This window comes from Brachyspira hampsonii 30446 (assembly GCF_000316195.1).
Taxonomy (GTDB): domain Bacteria; phylum Spirochaetota; class Brachyspiria; order Brachyspirales; family Brachyspiraceae; genus Brachyspira; species Brachyspira hampsonii_C.
Window position 1 is genome coordinate 268343 of record NZ_JH994111.1, and the last position, 17613, is coordinate 285955.

Genomic DNA, 17613 nt, shown 5'->3' on the forward strand with positions numbered 1-17613 from the left:
ATAATAATAACTTCCTTTTTAATATTTCAGATTAAAAGTTAATTTTGTTCTATAGTTATAGAAGCCCCTATATCCATTGAAGTAGTTTTTCCTATGTATTTAACTTTTTCAGATATTATAGAATTATCCATAAAAGCATTTGATATACTAACATCTTCAAATATAATACAGTTTTTTAATATAGAGTTTTCTATTTTAGAGTTCTTTCCAATATGTACATAAGGACCTATTACTGAATTTTCTATTTTTACATCCTTATCTATAAATACAGGAGGTATTATAGCTGTGTCTTTTATACCTTTACTTAATATATCATGTTTAATAATGGATCTATTTGTTTCTATCATAGTAGATTTTTCGCCGCAGTCATACCAGCCGTCTAATTTGAATGTTTTAAATATTATTGAATTTTTTATCATATATTCCAAAGCATCTGTAAGCTGATATTCATTTTTAGTTTTTATATCATTTTTAATAATATAATCTATAGCTTCAAATAATTCTTTAGTATTTACTATATTATACATTCCTGTAAGAGCTAAATTGCCTATAGGTTCTTGAGGTTTTTCAATCAACTTTGTTATAATGCCTTGTTCATTCAATATTGCTATTCCAAATCTGCTTGGATTGTCAACTTCGCATACACCAAGAGAGTTTTCATTTTTGCTTACTATATTTGAAAGATTTAATTTGAATATAGTATCACCTAAAATAATAAATATTTTATCATCATCTTTTATATATTCTTTTGTAAGCGATATTGCATGGGCTAAACCTTTGTACTCTTTTTGTTCTACGAATCTAAGTGTTATATTTTTATATTTATCAGTCAAATATTCAATCATCTTATCTTTTAAATATCCTACTATAAATATTACTTCTTCTAAATCCTGTATTGAAGATATTTCATTCATTATGAAATCTATAATTGTAGAACCTGCTATAGGAAGTATTGGTTTTGGTTTTGTAATTGTATGAGGTCTTAATCTAGTGCCTTCTCCGGCTGCTGGTATAATAACTTTCAATTTTATAATCCTTAAAAAATCTTTTCATTTATATAGTATAATAATATATATAAAAGATTAATAAAATCAATATTTTTTATTATTTATTTTATTAGATTAACTAATAAAGCATTAGCTAATTCTTCATTAGAGCCTGTTAAGTATTTTACTAATTCTAAAGCGAAAAATACAGTAGTGGCAGGACCTTTAGAAGTAATAACATTATCATTGCAAACAACAATATCTTTTTCTATGTATTCTCCGCCTTTAACATCATTTTCTAAACCAGGGTAGCAAGTATATTTTCCTTTAATAACTCCAGCCTCTCCAAGCACTATAGGCGAAGCACATATTGCTGATACTAATTTTTTAGCCTCATACATGCTTTTAATTTTTTCTAATACTCTTTTATCTGCTTTTAAGTTATTCATTCCTCCGTAACCACCTGCAAGTGCTATACCATCAAAATCAGAGTTAACTATTTTTTCAAAAGAAGTGTCTGCTTTTATTATAATATTATGAGAACCCTTTACTTCTAAATTATCAGTTAAAGAAGCAGTTACTACTTCTATATTAGCTCTTCTTAAAACATCAATGATAGTAATAGCTTCAATCTCTTCTGCACCTTCTGCCAATGGAACAAGAACTTTTTTTGACATAATTTTATCCTTTCTTTTATTTTTATAGATTAATAATATTATTAATTGTATAATATTGCAATATTATTAATTATTAATTATTTTATATTCTTCTATAGCTTTTTCATATCCTAAATCAGCAGATTTCTGTAAGAATTTTTTAGATTTTAATAAATATTTTTCTTTTGTCTCTTCATCTTTTTCATGTTTAGAGATTATATTATAAAGTTTATATAAATCATAATAGGCTATGTAGTCTTCGTTATTAAATTCCAATGTTTTTTTTAAATATTTTATTGCTTTTTTATATTTCTTTTTTCTTCTATAAGCTACAGACATTAAGTAGTATGCATCAGAATATGCTTCATTTTTTAATATGCTTTTTTCTAAATCTTCTATAGCCTTATCATAATCTTTTTTGTTTAAATAAACTTCTGCTCTATAATAGTATGCATCGCTGTCATGCGGATATATTTCTATAGATTTATTGTATGTATCTATCGCTTTATCATAATTTTCCATATCATGATAAACTCTTGCTAAATTATGATAGGCATCTAAATTATTGGGATCTATTTCTATAATTTTAATCAGATCATTAATAGCTTCATCGTATTTTTTATTTTGTATATTATTTAATGCACTATAAAAATATTTGTTTTCTTCACTAATCATATTATTATCCTATTTTTATATTAAAAATTATAATATATAAATTATATAAAAAATAATAAGTGAATGCAAATTTATTTTATATAAATTTATACTCACTTATTATATATAAAATTTATGAGATAACAATAAAAAAGCCTTATTAGTTTTACAATTCTTTTATTAAATTATGAGCTTCTTCAAATCTTCTTTTTATTTCTTTCCAATTTTTCTCTTCCATTAAGTTTCTAGGACATAACCAAGAGCCTCCGCATGCAAATACATTTTTGTTTTGCAAATATTCTTTTACATTGTCAATGCTCACTCCCCCCAAAGGCATAAACTTAACACCTGTATGCTGATAAACAGGAGCTATATTTTTTATCCAATTAATTCCTCCAAATAAACCAGCATGGAAGAATTTTATATATTTATGCCCATAAGCTAAACACTGCTCAAGTTCAGCAGGAGTAGCAGCCCCAGGTATATAATTATATTTTTTAGTTTTAGCATATTCCAGCATTACAGGCTGAAAACCTGGGCTTATTATTAAATTAGTTCCCAAATCAAGTATTTTATCAACTTGCTCTGTACTTAAAACAGTAGCAGCTGCCCTTGGAAGAGTAGGGTAGTCTTTTTCTAATATTTCTAATGCTTTATATCCGTATTCTGTTCTAAGTGTTAATTCTATAGAAGGCAGAAACTCTAAACAAAGCTCAGCTATATTTCTTATCTCTTCTTCATTTTCTACAACCACTACAGGTATAATTTTATTTTGTATATATTTTTCAAACATAAAATGCTCCGTAATAATAATAGGTAATTTTAATTTATCATACTTAACTATTAAAGTAAATATTAGAATTATTAAAACATATATTTTCTATTATACTTCCTAAATATTTAATATCATTAGGCACTTCTCCGTCTTCTGCCCATTTTCCTATTAAATTGCATAATATTCTTCTAAAATATTCATGCCTTGAGTATGAAAGAAAACTTCTTGAGTCAGTGAGCATTCCTACAAATAAGGCTAAAGAACCGCTATTGGCAAGCACTTTTAACTGTTCTTCCATTCCGTCTTTATTGTCTAAGAACCACCAAGCAGAACCAAGCTGCATTTTACCTTTTATGCCTTCATCTTGAAAACAGCCCATAAGTGTAGAAAGCGGATAATAATCTTTATTGTTAAGACTATAAAAAATAATTTTTGGAAGTCCGCCGTTATTATTCGCAGTCTTCAATAGTGATGATAATTTTTCTATAATATTAGAATCTCCTACAGAATCATATCCTGTATCAGCACCTAGTTTTTTAAACATTACTTCATTATTGTTTCGCATAGCTGAAATATGTATCTGCATAACTAGTTTTGCTTCTTTATATTTTTGAGTTAATTTAATAAGTATATATGTTTTGTATTTTTCTATTTCTTCTAAAGACAATTTTTCTTTATTCATAGCCTTTTTGAAAACAGCATCTATATTATTTTCATCATCTAAATTAAAAGGCACTAATGACAAAGAACAATCGCTTGATACACAGCCTAAAGTTTTAAAATAATCTATTCTCTTATATAAAGCTTCAATTAATGATTTTATATCTTTTATATTAACAGAGCTTGCTTTTTCTAACTTTTTTATATATTCGCTGAAGTCCGGCATTTCTATATTAATAGCCTTGTCTGGTCTGAAAGAAGGAACAACATTTGTATCAATTTTACCTATTTGAGCTTTTCCTTCTCTGATTAATTTATGATATTCTAAATCATCTATTGGATCATCGGTGGTGCCTATTGTATGAACTTTAAATTTTTTAAGAATATCTTTAACAGTCATATTCTGCAATTTTTCATTAGCTTTTTTCCAAATTATATCAGCATTATCTTCGTTTATAATTTTATAAATATCAAAATATCTTTGAAGCTCCAAATGACTCCAATGATATAAAGGATTTCCTATTAAATTAGGTACAGTTTTTACCCAAGCTCTAAATTTGTCATAATCTTCAGCATCTCCTGTTATAAACTTCTCATCTATTCCATTTGCCCGCATCATTCTCCATTTATAATGATCTCCGTAAAGCCAAATTTCAGTAAGATTATTAAATTTTTTATTTTCAGCAATTTCTTTAGGACTCAAATGGCAATGATAGTCAAATATAGGACATTTTGAAGCATAATCATGAAAAAGTATTTTAGATGTGTCATTGTATAATAAAAAATCTTTATCCATAAAATTTCTCATAATATTTATCCCTCTTAATTAAAAATAAATGCAATACAATTATAATATTTATAACTGTATTGCATCTGTGATATATGTATAATTATTTACTCATTTTTTCTATAGCTTCCCATAAACCTTGTAAATAAACAGCACCTAATGCCCTATCATAAAGTCCGTATCCGGGCATAGATACTTCGTCCCAAATAGCTCTTCCATGATCAGGTCTGAAAGGTCCTTCAAAACCTATATCATAAAATGCTTTCATAATGGCGAACATATCCATAGAACCGTCGCTAGATAAATGTGCTGCTTCTTGGAATTTTCCAGGTGCAGTATGCTCTAGGTTTCTAACATGTGCAAAGAAGATTTTGCCTTTCAAACTTCTTACTATATCAGGTATATCATTTTTAGGATTAGAACCCAAAGAACCAGCACATAAAGTTACACCATTGCAGGGACTATTAACACTATTAACCATTCTCAAAATATTTTCTTTATTAACTATGATTCTAGGAAGTCCGAATACAGGCCAAGCAGGATCATCAGGGTGTATAGCCATTTTTATATTGTATTTTTCACAAGTAGGCATTACCGCATTTAAGAAATATTTTAAATTTTCAAATAATTTCTCATCATCAACACCTTTATACATTTCAAAAAGTTCTTTTAATCTGCTGAGTCTTTCAGGCTCCCAACCTGGTAAAACAAATCCATTAGAGCTTGAATCAATTTGTTCAAACATCTTTTGAGGATCTATTTTATCTATTATATCTTGATCATAGGATAAAACAGTAGCTCCGTCTGGTCTTACCTTTGCTAAATCGCTTCTAGTCCAGTCAAATACAGGCATAAAGTTATAACATACTAAGTTAATTCCATTTTTTCCCAAAACTTCTAATGTTTTTATATAATTTTCTATATATTTATCTCTACTAGGCAACCCTATTTTTATATCATCATGTATATTTACGCTTTCTATGCCGTATATTTTTAATCCTGATTCTTCAACTTCTTTTTTTAATTTTTGTACATCTTCTTCTTTCCAAGCTTCTCCAACCTTACTGTCATATAAAGTTGTTATAACTCCTTTTACTCCGGGTATTTGTCTAATCTGTTTTAGAGTAACAGAATCAAAATTCTTTCCAAACCATCTTAAAGTCATTATCATAATAGAATTTCTCCTTAATTTATTTAATATATTTGTTTAGGCACTCTCTGACAGCATTTACACCTATTATCATTTCCTTGAAATATTCTTCTATTCTGTTTCCTAGATTTATTTTTTCGTCATATAAATCACAAGCAAATATTATTTTATTTGACAGTATAGGCTTTAAATTATCTCCTACACTATTTATATCTTTAAACTTGATGTTTTTTATATGTTTCTGCAATTCTTCAAGCATAGGATCAGGACTTATTTCCATAGTATTGCCATTGTCATCTATTCCCATTAAATATCTAAGCCAAGCTGCTATTGTTATAGGTATTCCAATTAAAGAAGAAGTATCAAGCCCGTTTTTTACATAAGATTTTAAAGTTTCCCCATATCTGATAGGTATTTTTTGCGAAGTATCTGTAGCTATTCTTTTAGGAGAATCTGGTATATACGGATTGACTAATCTTTCTTCTATAACCTCTTTTATGAAGTCCATTGGATTTAATATTTTAGGATTGATAACTACTTTCATGCCTTCATCATAGCCTATTTTTTCAACTAGCTTTTTTAATATAGGGTCTTTCATTTCATTATATATAAAATCATAATCTAAAAGACAGCCGAATATTGCTAAAGATGTATGAAGAGGATTTAAGCAAGTAGTAACTTTCATTTTTTCAGAGTTTTTTACAGTTTCTCTGTCTGTAATATATACTCCTGCTTTATTTAAATCAGGTCTTCCGTTTGGAAATAAATCTTCAATAACCAAGTATTCAGGCACTTCCGCATTAACAAAGCCAGCCATAGGATTATGTCCGACTTTAAATATTGACATGTCTTCAAGCCCTATACCCTCAAGTTTCTTTGATATAATTTCAGAAGGTCTTGGTGTAATTTTGTCAATCATACTAAAAGGAAAAGCAGCTTTTTTATTATCTTCAAGATATTCTATAAATCCATTGTCAGCGAAACCTTTTTTTACCCATTCTTTAGCTATATCAATAACAGCACTTTTTAATTTATCCCCATTATTAGAGCAGTTATCAATACTAAGCATTGCTATAGGGTAAGCTCCGTTTTTATATCTCTCTAAAAGCATAGCACAAGCAATACTCATAATATTTTTTGCTTTTTTAGGCTCATTTTCAATATCATCAGCAACTATTTTATTATAGTTACCGTTAGAATCTTTTATAGAGTAGCCTTTTTCTGTTATAGTAAAACTTGCCATTTGAAGTGATTTTGATATGAAAACTTTTTTTAATTCTTCATAATAATTGATAAAATCAGCATGAAGTATATCAGTAATGCTTCCTATAATTTTTTTATCTATATTACCATCACTTTTTATAGATGCTAAAAGAGTGAGATTATCAAAAGGCTTATAAACTTTATCAAGCATTTCATAATCATCATCTCTTCCAGCAGCATGCGTATCAACAGCTATTATACCAGTATCTATAATATTATCATTTAAAAGAGTATCAGCTATTCTCGCAACAAAACCTCTGAATATATTACCCGCTCCGAAATGAATCCAAGTAGGTTTTTCATTTGTATTTTTTTTAATTTGTTTTATATCATACTTTGGTATTTCTATATTATTTTTTTCAAAAAAGGCTTTATTGTTTATTAAGTTTTCAATATTGATTTTCATTTCATACCCTCTAAGTTGTATACTAGTATATTAATTCTACAAAAATAATATAAACTGTCAAGCAAAAATTAAATTATTATATTATTGGTTTTTAGCTTTTATCTCAGCTATAGCTCCTTGTATTTCTTCCATTTTCTCTCTAGTAAGAGGATAGAATCTCATAGCTATTATATTTAATACCCATCCAATCATAGGAGCAAGGAATACACAGAACATAGTTACCCAGAAAATTCCTGTTGAATAAGGAGTATCAGGAGTAGGCTGAGTAGTTTTGAAACCTATCATAGCAATTAACAGTCCTACTATAGTAGTAGCGAAAGATGATATTATTTTATCAACACAGCTGAATAATGTACCCATCAAACCAGGAACATATTTTCCAGATCTGTAAGTTTCATAGTCGGCACAGTCGGCAGTCATAGGTATAACTATATTAGTAGATATTCCAGCAAAACCCTGCATTAATATCCATAATACTATAAATGCTATAGTAAAGAAATTAGGATTTTTAAAGCTCATAGTAGTAGGCTCTCCGAATATGAATAATAATAATAGAAGAGCAGCAAATATTATACAGCCTATAGTACCAAATAATAATGCTTTTCTCTGACCCATACGGCTTGCTACAAATTTCATACCCAATATTATTATAATGATGCTTGGTATACTATATATAGCAGAAACTTCACCGCTTAGAGCATAATTTCCGCATATTATACCATAAAGCATAACTAATACTATAGAGTTAGATTGTATAGTAACAAAAAGTTTACTTGTAGAAGCAGCAATTACAAGCATTTGTATTGCTCTGTTTTTTGTTATAACAGTCCAATAATCTTTAAAAGTAATTAATTGAGGCTTTCCAAGTCCAAAATACTCTGTTCTGTCTTTAGTCCATAATCCTATTATAGCTAGTGCAGATAATACAGCAGATACGATTATAGTAAATATTAGGAAAGTATTAAAAAAATCAGCATTAAAACCGCCGTATTTTGGTATCCATACTTTAGAAACTACAATCTGCATACCGGCAAATAATACAACATTATAACTTCCGTCAAATATTGTAAAATAAGGTCTTTGTTTAGGATCATTAGTAAGACAAGTTTGAGCAGATTTTGTAACAACGCATTGCAAAGTATATCCTATAATATATACAGCATAAACCAATATAAATAATAATAATCTCATATTTTCAGGAGCTTTATATACAAATTTGTACATTATAAAACAAGATATAATCATTACAATATTTCCGGCAACTATAAAAGGTCTGTTTTTACCAAATTTTCCATTGGTTTTATCTAGTAAATAACCAACGAAAGGATCTGTTACAGCGTCCCAAATACGCATAGCAGTAAGGAGTGTAGATACTAAAACTACTCCTAATCCTAACATTCCTGTAGCGTAATAAGATATAAAAAACATGAAAAACATGTATAAATTAGTAGCGGTGTTATTAAAAGCAAAAAATGCTATCTGCCATATTTTGGCTCTATGATAATTAATTGTATTATCCATTGTATGTGTACCTCCTATTTTTTATAAAGGGTAGGAGAATTGTTTTTTAATTTCCTACCCATAGTTTTTTCAATTATTATTTTTTGTAATCTAGCGGCAATTTAGTCCATCTGCTTCTTATATAATGAGCAACTGCTTTAGGCTGACGAGTTCTAGTAAATATTCCTTTTTTGTTTCCATCTACTCTGAATATTCCTTCAGTAGTTTGGAAATCAGCAAAGTTCCATAACTGTTCGCCTATTATAAAGTCGTAACTATCAAAAACTTTGAAGTTCATTTCATAGTATTCACATTGATATTCTTCGCTCCACATAACAGAAGGAAGTTTATGAACACCTGCATAAGTATCAGCTCCGTATTCTGTAAACATAACAGGCTTGTTCATGTCTTTATATAGATTCATCTCTTCTCTGAATTTTTCTTCTGACATGTCTATTTCATAACCGCCCAAGAAATACCAGCCGTAATATCTGTTTAATGTAATTACATCGCATAGATGCATACATTTGCATTTACCCGGAGCAGATGCCTGAATAGCAGCAAAAGTTTTTGGTAAGTTTTGTTTGTCTATGCTTTTCGCAAAGTTAAATATATCTTCAAAGTATGGCAAAGCTTCATCTTTAGAAGTGTCAGGTTCGTTAAATAAGCTCCACATAACAACAGAAGGGTGATTCTTATCTCTTGTAATAAGTTCTTCTACAGCTTTTTTATGTATCTCTTTGGTCTTTGTATGTACTTCTTCTAAAGAGAAATAATCAGCCTTTGAAGCACCTGGATTTAATACAGATCCCACATCGAACATACCAACGGCAGCTATTTCATCTATAATAACTATACCTTCTCTGTCAGCAGCCTGCATTATCTCTTCACTATATGGATAATGTGATGTTCTAAATGAATTAGCACCTATCCATTTAATAAGTTCAAAGTCTCTTTTTATTACAGGCGGATTATAACCTCTTCCGGCTGTTTCACTGTCTTCATGTTTTCCGAATCCTGTAAAGTAGAAAGGCTTTCCGTTTATTAGGAATTTTGTGCCTTCAACTTTTATTGTTCTTATTCCAAAATCAAGATAGTATTCATCTATTAACTCTTCGCCGTTTTTGATGCATGCTTCAAATTTGTATAAATAAGCAGCTTTCGGATTCCACAATTTAGCATTTTTAATAGCTATTTTTCCATTTTTTCCTTCGGCACTTGCTATTTCTTTTCCTTCTTCATCGTATATTTTTACGAATACTTTATTTTCACCTGTAGTATGTACTTCATAATTTACTATACCATCATTTCCATTCACTTCAGATAATATATCTATATCATAAATATATTCTTTATTTGTAACAGTAATTTTTACAGGTCTGTTTAAACCAGCATAATTGAAAAAGTCAAAAGAAGGTTTAATATATTTTTTGCCTGAAGGTTTAGTTTCTGTATGTCCGCAAGGCAATGTAGTGTTGCTAAGCTCATTATTAACAACCACTACTAACTTATTTTTTTCTCCAAATACTCCGGCTTCATTGACAGGGGCATTAAAAGGCATAAATCCGCCTACATGCGTACATACTTCTTTTCCGTTAATATATACAGTAGCTTCATGTGTAGCACAGCCAAATCTTACATTAACATTTTTGTATTTCCATTCTAAAGGAAGATAGAATGATGTTTCATACCATATATCTCCGGCATGTTCTCTTATATTTTTATCTGTAAAAAGATCATTAAAGCTAGATGGTACAGGTATGAATGTAGTGTCTTTTAATCCGTTGGCATAACCATTTTTTCTTCCTTCATTGTTTGAATCTATCTTAAATTCCCACATTCCAGATATATCAACAACTCTTCTTGTTCTGCTTTCTCTAGGATATAACATAGAGTTAACCATAAATTCAATTTCCTCCGTAAATCTATAATTTATATATTAATTAATCAAAGAATAATTTTGTCAAGTCAATACCAACTTTAAGTTCAAATCCTAAGCCTTGTTTATTAGCTTCAGATGTTCCCATTTTAAATATTCCACCGTAGAATAATCTAGGTTCAAAGAAGAAAGTCCATTCTTCTAGGAAGAACTGTAAACGAGGATTAAATCTTATCCAATACCAATCTTTGAATGAAGTTTGAGCACCTGATAATATTTTGAATTGTATTTCTGGTCTTAAAGCAAACCAATCATTGAAACGCATTTGATATGCTACTCTAAACTCAGTACCGTCATACCAGCCTTGAGTTAATCTTCCAGAAGCAGGATCATACTGATTTCCTCTTATATATATATTCTGCTGAGCCATTACTGTTATAGAATGAGATTTGAAAGCTGCAACATCTGGAAGTCTTTTATTCAAATACATCATAAATACAAAATCTCCTGATGAAGTAAGTCCCAAGCTAAAAGTATTTAGGAAGTGTACATTTGCTGTTAATTCTAAATAATTAAAAGGATTGGCGAGGTTTTTACCAGGTCTATTTCCCTCAACTTTATTCCAACCTTCAAGATTATCATATTGTGCTTGGAATATAAATCCGAATCCTAACCAAGGTACACTTTTTAATGTTTGCAAATATGTAAGTTTTGTATCAAAGTTTTCCATATTTCTTGCACCTTTAGGATTGCTTCCCAATCCTGTTAAGTCTCCTGAAGCATATTCAATGTAAAAACTCAGCATTTTCATTGAGCCCGGATATACATTAAAGAATTGAAGAACAGGATTTGTTTGAGTATTTGCTGCCTGCTGAGCAAATAATGCACTATTTGCTAATAAAGCAAAAACTAAAATATTAATAAAAACTTTTTTCATAATAAAACTCCTTTACTAACATACTAGTATTTTAGTAAAAATAAAATCCATTGTCAATAAAAATGATGATTTTTTTATAAAAAAGTAATATTTTAGATTTTTTTATTTATTTTTTATTGCTTGAAGTTTTTCATAAATGATGTATCTTTAATATAATCTTTATGAAATAAAGAATATTTTGAGTTGAAAGTCGGTTTATGGCATGCAATAATAAAATATGTTTGTATACTCAAATAAATTTATCCTCTTATTATAGCCTGCCAATTAGCTGATTTATGTTTATAATTATAAAAAATAATTTTAAGGATATATTTTTAGATTATGCCGAAAGTTAAGAATAATAATGCAGATAATTTAATAATATTAGATAGAGAAATTAATGAGCCTATAGGTGATTATGCTGTTAGATGTTTAGAATATAATATTATCAATATGGCATTGCTTCCTGGTACTTTTATTAGTGAAAAGATAGTAAGTGAAGTGTTATCTATAAGCAGAACTCCTATAAGAGAGGCTTTCTCAAGACTTGAAAAGATGCATTTGATGGAAATATACCCTCAAAAAGGAACTATGGTATCATTGATAGACACTTCTATTGTTGAAGAAACCAGCTTTATGAGAATGGTGCTTGAAAAAGAAATAATCAAAATAGTTTGTAAGAATCAGACAGAAAAAGATTTAAAATTAATAAATAAAAATATAGAACAGTATGAAAAGAATATAAATACTAATAAAGTTTATGAACTTCTCAAATTAGATAATGAATTTCATGAGTTATTATTCTCAATAGCAGATAAAAAATTGACATTTAGTTTGATAAGAGATTCTATAAAACATTTTAACAGAGCCAGAATATTCAATATAATGGAAATGGACAGAACTAGAACATTAACAGAACATAAAAATATCCTTACTTACATAAAAGAAAAAAATATAAGAAAACTTATTCCCCTAATGGAAGTACATTTAACTCATGTAAAAGATGACTTGGTGTTTTTAAAAAATAAATTCCCTGAATATTTTAAATAGAGAATTTACCTTTTTACATCTAATCCGTCTTTAGATTTCATAAGATTCATTACCTCTTCTTTTGTTGTTAAATTCCAATCACCCGGTATGCTATGCTTTATACAGAAAGAAGCAGCAGCAAATTCCAATATATCCTGATAATTATCAAATAATTGTATGCCAGAAAGTATTCCCGCAGCAAATGAGTCGCCCGTACCTATTCTGTCAATAATATTTTTTATATAGTATTTTTTTGATTTATATAATTTTTTATCGGCATATAACATACTGTATATATTATTATGATTTGAGCTTATAGCCTCTCTTTTAGTTGTAATTACCATATCTAATGAATATTTATCTATTAATTCATTCATAATTGATTTGTAGTCCTCATCGCTTATATCAGAGTCAACATCAACATCACTTTTTACACCTAAAATTTTAACAGCATCATATTCATTAGCAAATACTATATCAGAATATTCTACTATTTCAGGCATCACATCTTCTATTTTTTTGCCGTATTTCCATAATTTTTTTCTATGATTAATATCGCATGAAACTTTTACATTTCTTTTTTTTGCTTCTTTTACGGCATATAGAGTGAGATCTGCAGCTGTCTGACTTATAGCAGGAGTTACTCCGCTTATATGAAAATAAGATGCATTATCAAAAACTTTATCCCAATCAAAATCTTCTATTAAGGCTTGTGATATAGAAGAATATTCTCTGTCATAAATAACATTTGAACTTCTGTAATTATTACCAGGATCTACAAAATATATACCAAGTCTTTTTCCTTCCCAAGATATTGCAGATGTATCAACTCTATGACTTAAAAGCAATTCCTCCACCTTTTTACCAATAGCATTGTTAGGAAGAGCAGTTACATATCTGCTTTTTAATCCGAATATAGAAGCTAAAACACAAATATTAGCTTCAACGCCTCCGAATGTTGCATTAAGTTTTGAGGACTGAAATAATCTTTCATTGTCTATTGATGAGAGCCTTAGCATTATCTCTCCAAATCCTATTATATATGACATTTTGCTGCCTCTGCTTATTAATATACTAGTATGTTACTAATATTATAATAGTACACTAAAGATTAATTGTCAAATAAATATTCAAAAAAAATCAATGTTTATTTAAAAAAGAAAAAGGTTAAATAGTTTTTGATATTTAACCTTTTATAATTTTAAGAATAGAAAAAATATTATAAATTTTCTTTTAATAACTTGATGATTTCTTCCTTGCTTAATACTTTACCATAAGAAAGAACTTTATCATCCAATACCAAAGCAGGAGTTGACATTACTCCATACGAAGCGATTTCAGCCATATCTTCTACATATTTAATTGCCAAATCAAGTTTAGCTTCTTCTATAGCAGCTATTGTATTTTCTTCTAATTTTTGACAATTAGAGCATCCTGTTCCAAGTATTTTAACTCTAGCCTCTATAGGCGGATCTTGTTTTATTTCCTCTTCAACGAAGGGATTAATAGAAGGACCTCAGCCGCAGCCTCCTCTTCCAAATAGAATATCTCTTAATGACATATTTATCTCCTTTTATTTTATTAATTAAAAATTATTTTCTAAAAGTAAAACAATTTTTATATTAATTACTAATTTTTTTATATAATTTATAATTTTTCTTTTAGAATACTAACTATTCTATCTTTATCTAATACTTCTCCATAAGATATTAGTTCATCATTAACTATAAGAGCGGGTAAAGTCATAACTCCGTAATAAGACATACTTCCTTTACTGTCTGTATATTTTATTGATAAATCCAAATCCAATTCTAATATAGCCTTCCTCAAATTTCCAAGCATATCTAGAGAGTTTTTATCATCATTTCCTAAAAGAAGTATTTTTTCTATTTCTCTTTCTATACCCTCCTCCTCTAGAGGGTCTGGCAAACAGCCTCAGCCGAATTGCATTCTATTTATAGCCATAATATGCCTCCAAAGTTGGTATATACATATTATAGGTATATATTAAATAATTGCAAATTTAAAAATACAAAAAATCATATATTTATTACAGTTTATCTTTTAATAATTCAATTATTTCATTTTTATTAAGCACTTTTCCATAGGACAATACTTTATCATCTAATACAAGGCTGGGTGTGGATATAACCCCATAAGCAGCAATTTTATCTATATCAGTAACATGACCTACTGTCAAATCAAGTCCCATATCTTTTAAAGCTTTTAAAGTATTTTCTTCTAATTTTTTACAGTTATTACAGCCTGTGCCTAATATTTTTATTCTAGCATTTTCCTCAGATGAAGTTTCACATGAACCTCCGCAGCAGCATTCTGATTTTTTCTTAAAGAACATAATCTTCTCCTTTTTTATTATATAAATATAAAATAAAAATTATTAAATAAATATCCAATAATTATTATGCCGATAGTTACAACTGACACAAAAAATATAAGCAGCGGCATCTTTACAACTTTTTTTATCATGATAATTGAAGGCAGAGATAAAGCAGTAACAGCCATCATAAATGATAAAACAGTACCAATTCCAGCACCTTTATAAAATAAACTCTCTGCTATAGGTAAAGTTCCGAATATATCAGCATACATTGGAATACCTACTAAAGTTGCTAAAGGTACGGAATACCAATTATTTTTTCCTAGTATATTATTTACCCAGCTTTCTGGTATTACATTATGAATAAAAGCTCCTATTGCCACTCCTATAAAAATATATAAATAAACTTTTTTTATAGTTTCTACAACTTGTTCTTTTGAATATATTAATCTTTCTTTTTTGGTCATAGTTTGTATTTCTAATTCTGTATTATTTGTTTTTATATTTTTTACAAAATCCTCTAAATATTTTTCCATTTTGAATTTTCCTATTAAAGTTCCGCCAGCAACAGCAAGTACAAGTCCTACAATAACATAAGCTATAGCAATCTTCATACCGAATATGCTTGATAAAAGTATTATAGAGGCTAAATCTACAAGGGGTGATGATATTAAAAAAGAAAATGACATTGATATTGGAATTCCAGCTGAAGTAAATCCTATAAAAAGCGGTATTGATGAGCATGAGCAAAATGGAGTAACAGTTCCAAGTAATGCTGCTAATATATTTGCATATATTCCGTTAAATTTGCTTAATATTTTTTTTGTTCTCTCAGGTGGAAAAAAAGATTGAATATATGATATACAAAATATAAGTACAGATAAAAGTACAAATATTTTTATAACATCATAAAAAAAGAATTGTAATGCTCCTTTCAATGTTTCTGATAAAGTAAAATTATTTAGTATATTGCCTATCAATGTATTTAGCCATTTCATTGATATTATTTGATCTTGTATAAATATAAATATTGTTTTTATGATTTCCATTTTTATAACTCCAAATTTATTTTTCACATTTGCATTTTGCTGTACTCTTAATATTTTTATATGATGATATATTTGTGTAATATCCTATCAATTTTTCTGCTTTTTTTATTCCTTCTTCATTAAAACTATAATAAGTCCATTTGCCTTCTTTTCTTCCTACAATGATTTTTGAGTCGCAAAGTATTTTCATGTGATGAGATAATGTTGATTGTACTATATTTAATTTTTCTAAAAGTTCGCAGGCACATATTTCTCCTTCTTTAATCATTTCTAATATTTTAAGTCTGTTTTCATCGCAGAATGCTTTGAATATAATTGCTTCTTCTTTATAATCCCTCATTTTTATAAACTATCCATTAATAATATATCGATTATTATCGATGTGTGTTATAATAGCATACATATCGATAATTGTCAATATGTTTATTATTATTTATTGATATTTATTGAAATAAAAACATATAATGATATAATTTAGTCTTTAATTAATTATTAATATTAAATAATTTGGAGTTTTATAGTATGCAGGCTAAAAATTTTGGAAGCGGTTATCTTTTGTATGAATTAAAAAACAAAAATGACATGGTATTAAAACTTACAGATATAGGTGCTTCAATAGTTGGAGTATTTTTTAAAGATAAAAACGGAAATGAAGTACAGGTATCATTCGGAAGCGATGATTATTCATTTTATTTAAAGCCTCATGATTATATAGGTGCTTCTGTAGGAAGGGTAGCTAACAGAATTATAAATGCAGAGTTTACTCTTGACGGACAAACATATAAATTAGCAAAAAATGATAATAATAAACATCATTTACATGGCGGTATAGAAGGCATTTCATTTAAGAAATTTGATTCTAAAGTATTGGGAAGTAATTCTGTATCATTTGCATATTTTTCAAAAAGCACAGAAGAGGGATATCCTGCTAATGTTAGTATTGAAATAATATACACCTTGACAGATAATAATGAAATATTAATAAATTATTTGGCAAATGTTGATGCTCCTACGCCTTTAAACTTTACTAATCATGCTTATTGGAATCTTAATGGGGAAGGCACTATATATGAACATGATTTATTTATAGATTCTTTATTTTATTTACCTGTAACAGATGAATGCGTTTCTACAGGAGAGATATTAAAAACAGAAAATACTCCTTTTGATTTTACTAAAACAAAAAAAATAGGTGCTGATATAGAAAAAGCAAATGGTTATGATAATTGTTTTATATTTAATGAAAAAAATATTTTATCAGATACAAATGACAGCAATAATTTTAATAAATTAAGGGCTTCATGCTATAGTGAAAAAACAGGAATATGTTTAGAGCTTTATACTACAAAACCAGCTATGCATTTTTATTCCGGCAATATGCTTGATAACAGAGAAGTGAGAAATACAGTTTTGAATAAGCATAATGCATTTTGTTTTGAAACTGAGTTTTTACCTGCTGCAGTTAATTTCCCTCATTTTCCTAGCATAATATTTGACTCTAATAAAAATTATAATCATAAGACTATATATAAATTATCATTGAAATAACTATAAAGAATTATAAA

The 17613-nt window shown here is 28.2% G+C and carries 18 protein-coding genes; 2 read left to right on the top strand and 16 right to left on the bottom strand.

Annotated elements, in window-relative coordinates; translation table 11 throughout:
* Positions 1 to 38: 38 nt before the first annotated feature.
* The 10 genes from A966_RS06045 to A966_RS06090 form a co-directional block, all read right to left on the bottom strand.
* On the bottom strand, positions 39 to 1025 hold the full coding sequence (locus A966_RS06045) for a sugar phosphate nucleotidyltransferase (RefSeq protein WP_008723603.1): 987 nt from the start codon (positions 1023 to 1025) through the stop codon (positions 39 to 41).
* Between the two features lie 83 nt (positions 1026 to 1108).
* Positions 1109 to 1663 (bottom strand): DJ-1 family glyoxalase III, encoded by a 555-nt coding sequence (locus A966_RS06050; RefSeq protein WP_008723605.1) that lies wholly within the window; start codon positions 1661 to 1663, stop codon positions 1109 to 1111.
* A gap of 66 nt (positions 1664 to 1729) precedes the next feature.
* Positions 1730 to 2317, bottom strand: a complete 588-nt coding sequence (locus tag A966_RS06055) for a tetratricopeptide repeat protein (RefSeq protein ID WP_008723607.1) — start codon at positions 2315 to 2317, stop codon at positions 1730 to 1732.
* Positions 2318 to 2462: 145 nt separating this feature from the next.
* The gene (locus A966_RS06060) at positions 2463 to 3089 is read right to left on the bottom strand and encodes a bifunctional 4-hydroxy-2-oxoglutarate aldolase/2-dehydro-3-deoxy-phosphogluconate aldolase (RefSeq protein WP_008723609.1); all 627 of its coding nucleotides are present in this window, start codon (positions 3087 to 3089) and stop codon (positions 2463 to 2465) included.
* A gap of 43 nt (positions 3090 to 3132) precedes the next feature.
* Entirely contained in the window at positions 3133 to 4539 is a 1407-nt protein-coding gene (gene uxaC / locus A966_RS06065; protein WP_008723612.1) for a glucuronate isomerase, read from the bottom strand.
* An 82-nt stretch (positions 4540 to 4621) separates the two neighbouring features.
* Positions 4622 to 5689, bottom strand: a complete 1068-nt coding sequence (uxuA, locus tag A966_RS06070; protein ID WP_008723614.1) for a mannonate dehydratase — start codon at positions 5687 to 5689, stop codon at positions 4622 to 4624.
* A 19-nt stretch (positions 5690 to 5708) separates the two neighbouring features.
* Positions 5709 to 7337 (bottom strand): mannitol dehydrogenase family protein, encoded by a 1629-nt coding sequence (locus tag A966_RS06075; RefSeq protein ID WP_008723616.1) that lies wholly within the window; start codon positions 7335 to 7337, stop codon positions 5709 to 5711.
* 81 nt (positions 7338 to 7418) lie between these two features.
* The gene (locus tag A966_RS06080) at positions 7419 to 8858 is read right to left on the bottom strand and encodes an MFS transporter (RefSeq protein WP_008723618.1); all 1440 of its coding nucleotides are present in this window, start codon (positions 8856 to 8858) and stop codon (positions 7419 to 7421) included.
* Positions 8859 to 8934: 76 nt separating this feature from the next.
* The gene (gene uidA, locus A966_RS06085; protein ID WP_008723620.1) at positions 8935 to 10740 is read right to left on the bottom strand and encodes a beta-glucuronidase; all 1806 of its coding nucleotides are present in this window, start codon (positions 10738 to 10740) and stop codon (positions 8935 to 8937) included.
* A 40-nt stretch (positions 10741 to 10780) separates the two neighbouring features.
* Entirely contained in the window at positions 10781 to 11653 is an 873-nt protein-coding gene (locus tag A966_RS06090; RefSeq protein WP_008723621.1) for a hypothetical protein, read from the bottom strand.
* A 321-nt stretch (positions 11654 to 11974) separates the two neighbouring features.
* Here A966_RS06090 and A966_RS06095 point away from each other — a divergent pair, with 321 nt between their 5' ends.
* Complete coding sequence (locus A966_RS06095; RefSeq protein ID WP_008723624.1) at positions 11975 to 12682, top strand: GntR family transcriptional regulator; 708 nt, start codon at positions 11975 to 11977, stop codon at positions 12680 to 12682.
* A 5-nt stretch (positions 12683 to 12687) separates the two neighbouring features.
* On the opposite strand, the gene A966_RS06100 is transcribed toward A966_RS06095, so the two are convergent.
* From A966_RS06100 to A966_RS06125, 6 genes are all read right to left on the bottom strand, one after another.
* The gene (locus tag A966_RS06100; protein WP_008723626.1) at positions 12688 to 13710 is read right to left on the bottom strand and encodes a sugar kinase; all 1023 of its coding nucleotides are present in this window, start codon (positions 13708 to 13710) and stop codon (positions 12688 to 12690) included.
* 170 nt (positions 13711 to 13880) lie between these two features.
* The gene (locus A966_RS13270) at positions 13881 to 14168 is read right to left on the bottom strand and encodes a thioredoxin family protein (protein WP_218069654.1); all 288 of its coding nucleotides are present in this window, start codon (positions 14166 to 14168) and stop codon (positions 13881 to 13883) included.
* Positions 14169 to 14308: 140 nt separating this feature from the next.
* On the bottom strand, positions 14309 to 14626 hold the full coding sequence (gene sec1, locus A966_RS06110) for a thioredoxin-like selenoprotein Sec.1 (protein ID WP_218069652.1): 318 nt from the start codon (positions 14624 to 14626) through the stop codon (positions 14309 to 14311).
* An 85-nt stretch (positions 14627 to 14711) separates the two neighbouring features.
* Positions 14712 to 15017 carry a thioredoxin family protein gene (locus A966_RS06115; protein ID WP_008723632.1) on the bottom strand — a complete coding sequence of 102 codons (306 nt, stop codon included), beginning with the start codon at positions 15015 to 15017 and terminating at the stop codon, positions 14712 to 14714.
* 17 nt (positions 15018 to 15034) lie between these two features.
* Entirely contained in the window at positions 15035 to 16048 is a 1014-nt protein-coding gene (locus tag A966_RS06120) for a permease (RefSeq protein WP_008723634.1), read from the bottom strand.
* 16 nt (positions 16049 to 16064) lie between these two features.
* Positions 16065 to 16388, bottom strand: a complete 324-nt coding sequence (locus A966_RS06125) for an ArsR/SmtB family transcription factor (protein ID WP_008723636.1) — start codon at positions 16386 to 16388, stop codon at positions 16065 to 16067.
* Positions 16389 to 16570: 182 nt separating this feature from the next.
* Here A966_RS06125 and A966_RS06130 point away from each other — a divergent pair, with 182 nt between their 5' ends.
* Positions 16571 to 17596 carry an aldose epimerase family protein gene (locus A966_RS06130; protein ID WP_008723638.1) on the top strand — a complete coding sequence of 342 codons (1026 nt, stop codon included), beginning with the start codon at positions 16571 to 16573 and terminating at the stop codon, positions 17594 to 17596.
* Positions 17597 to 17613 lie beyond the last annotated feature (17 nt).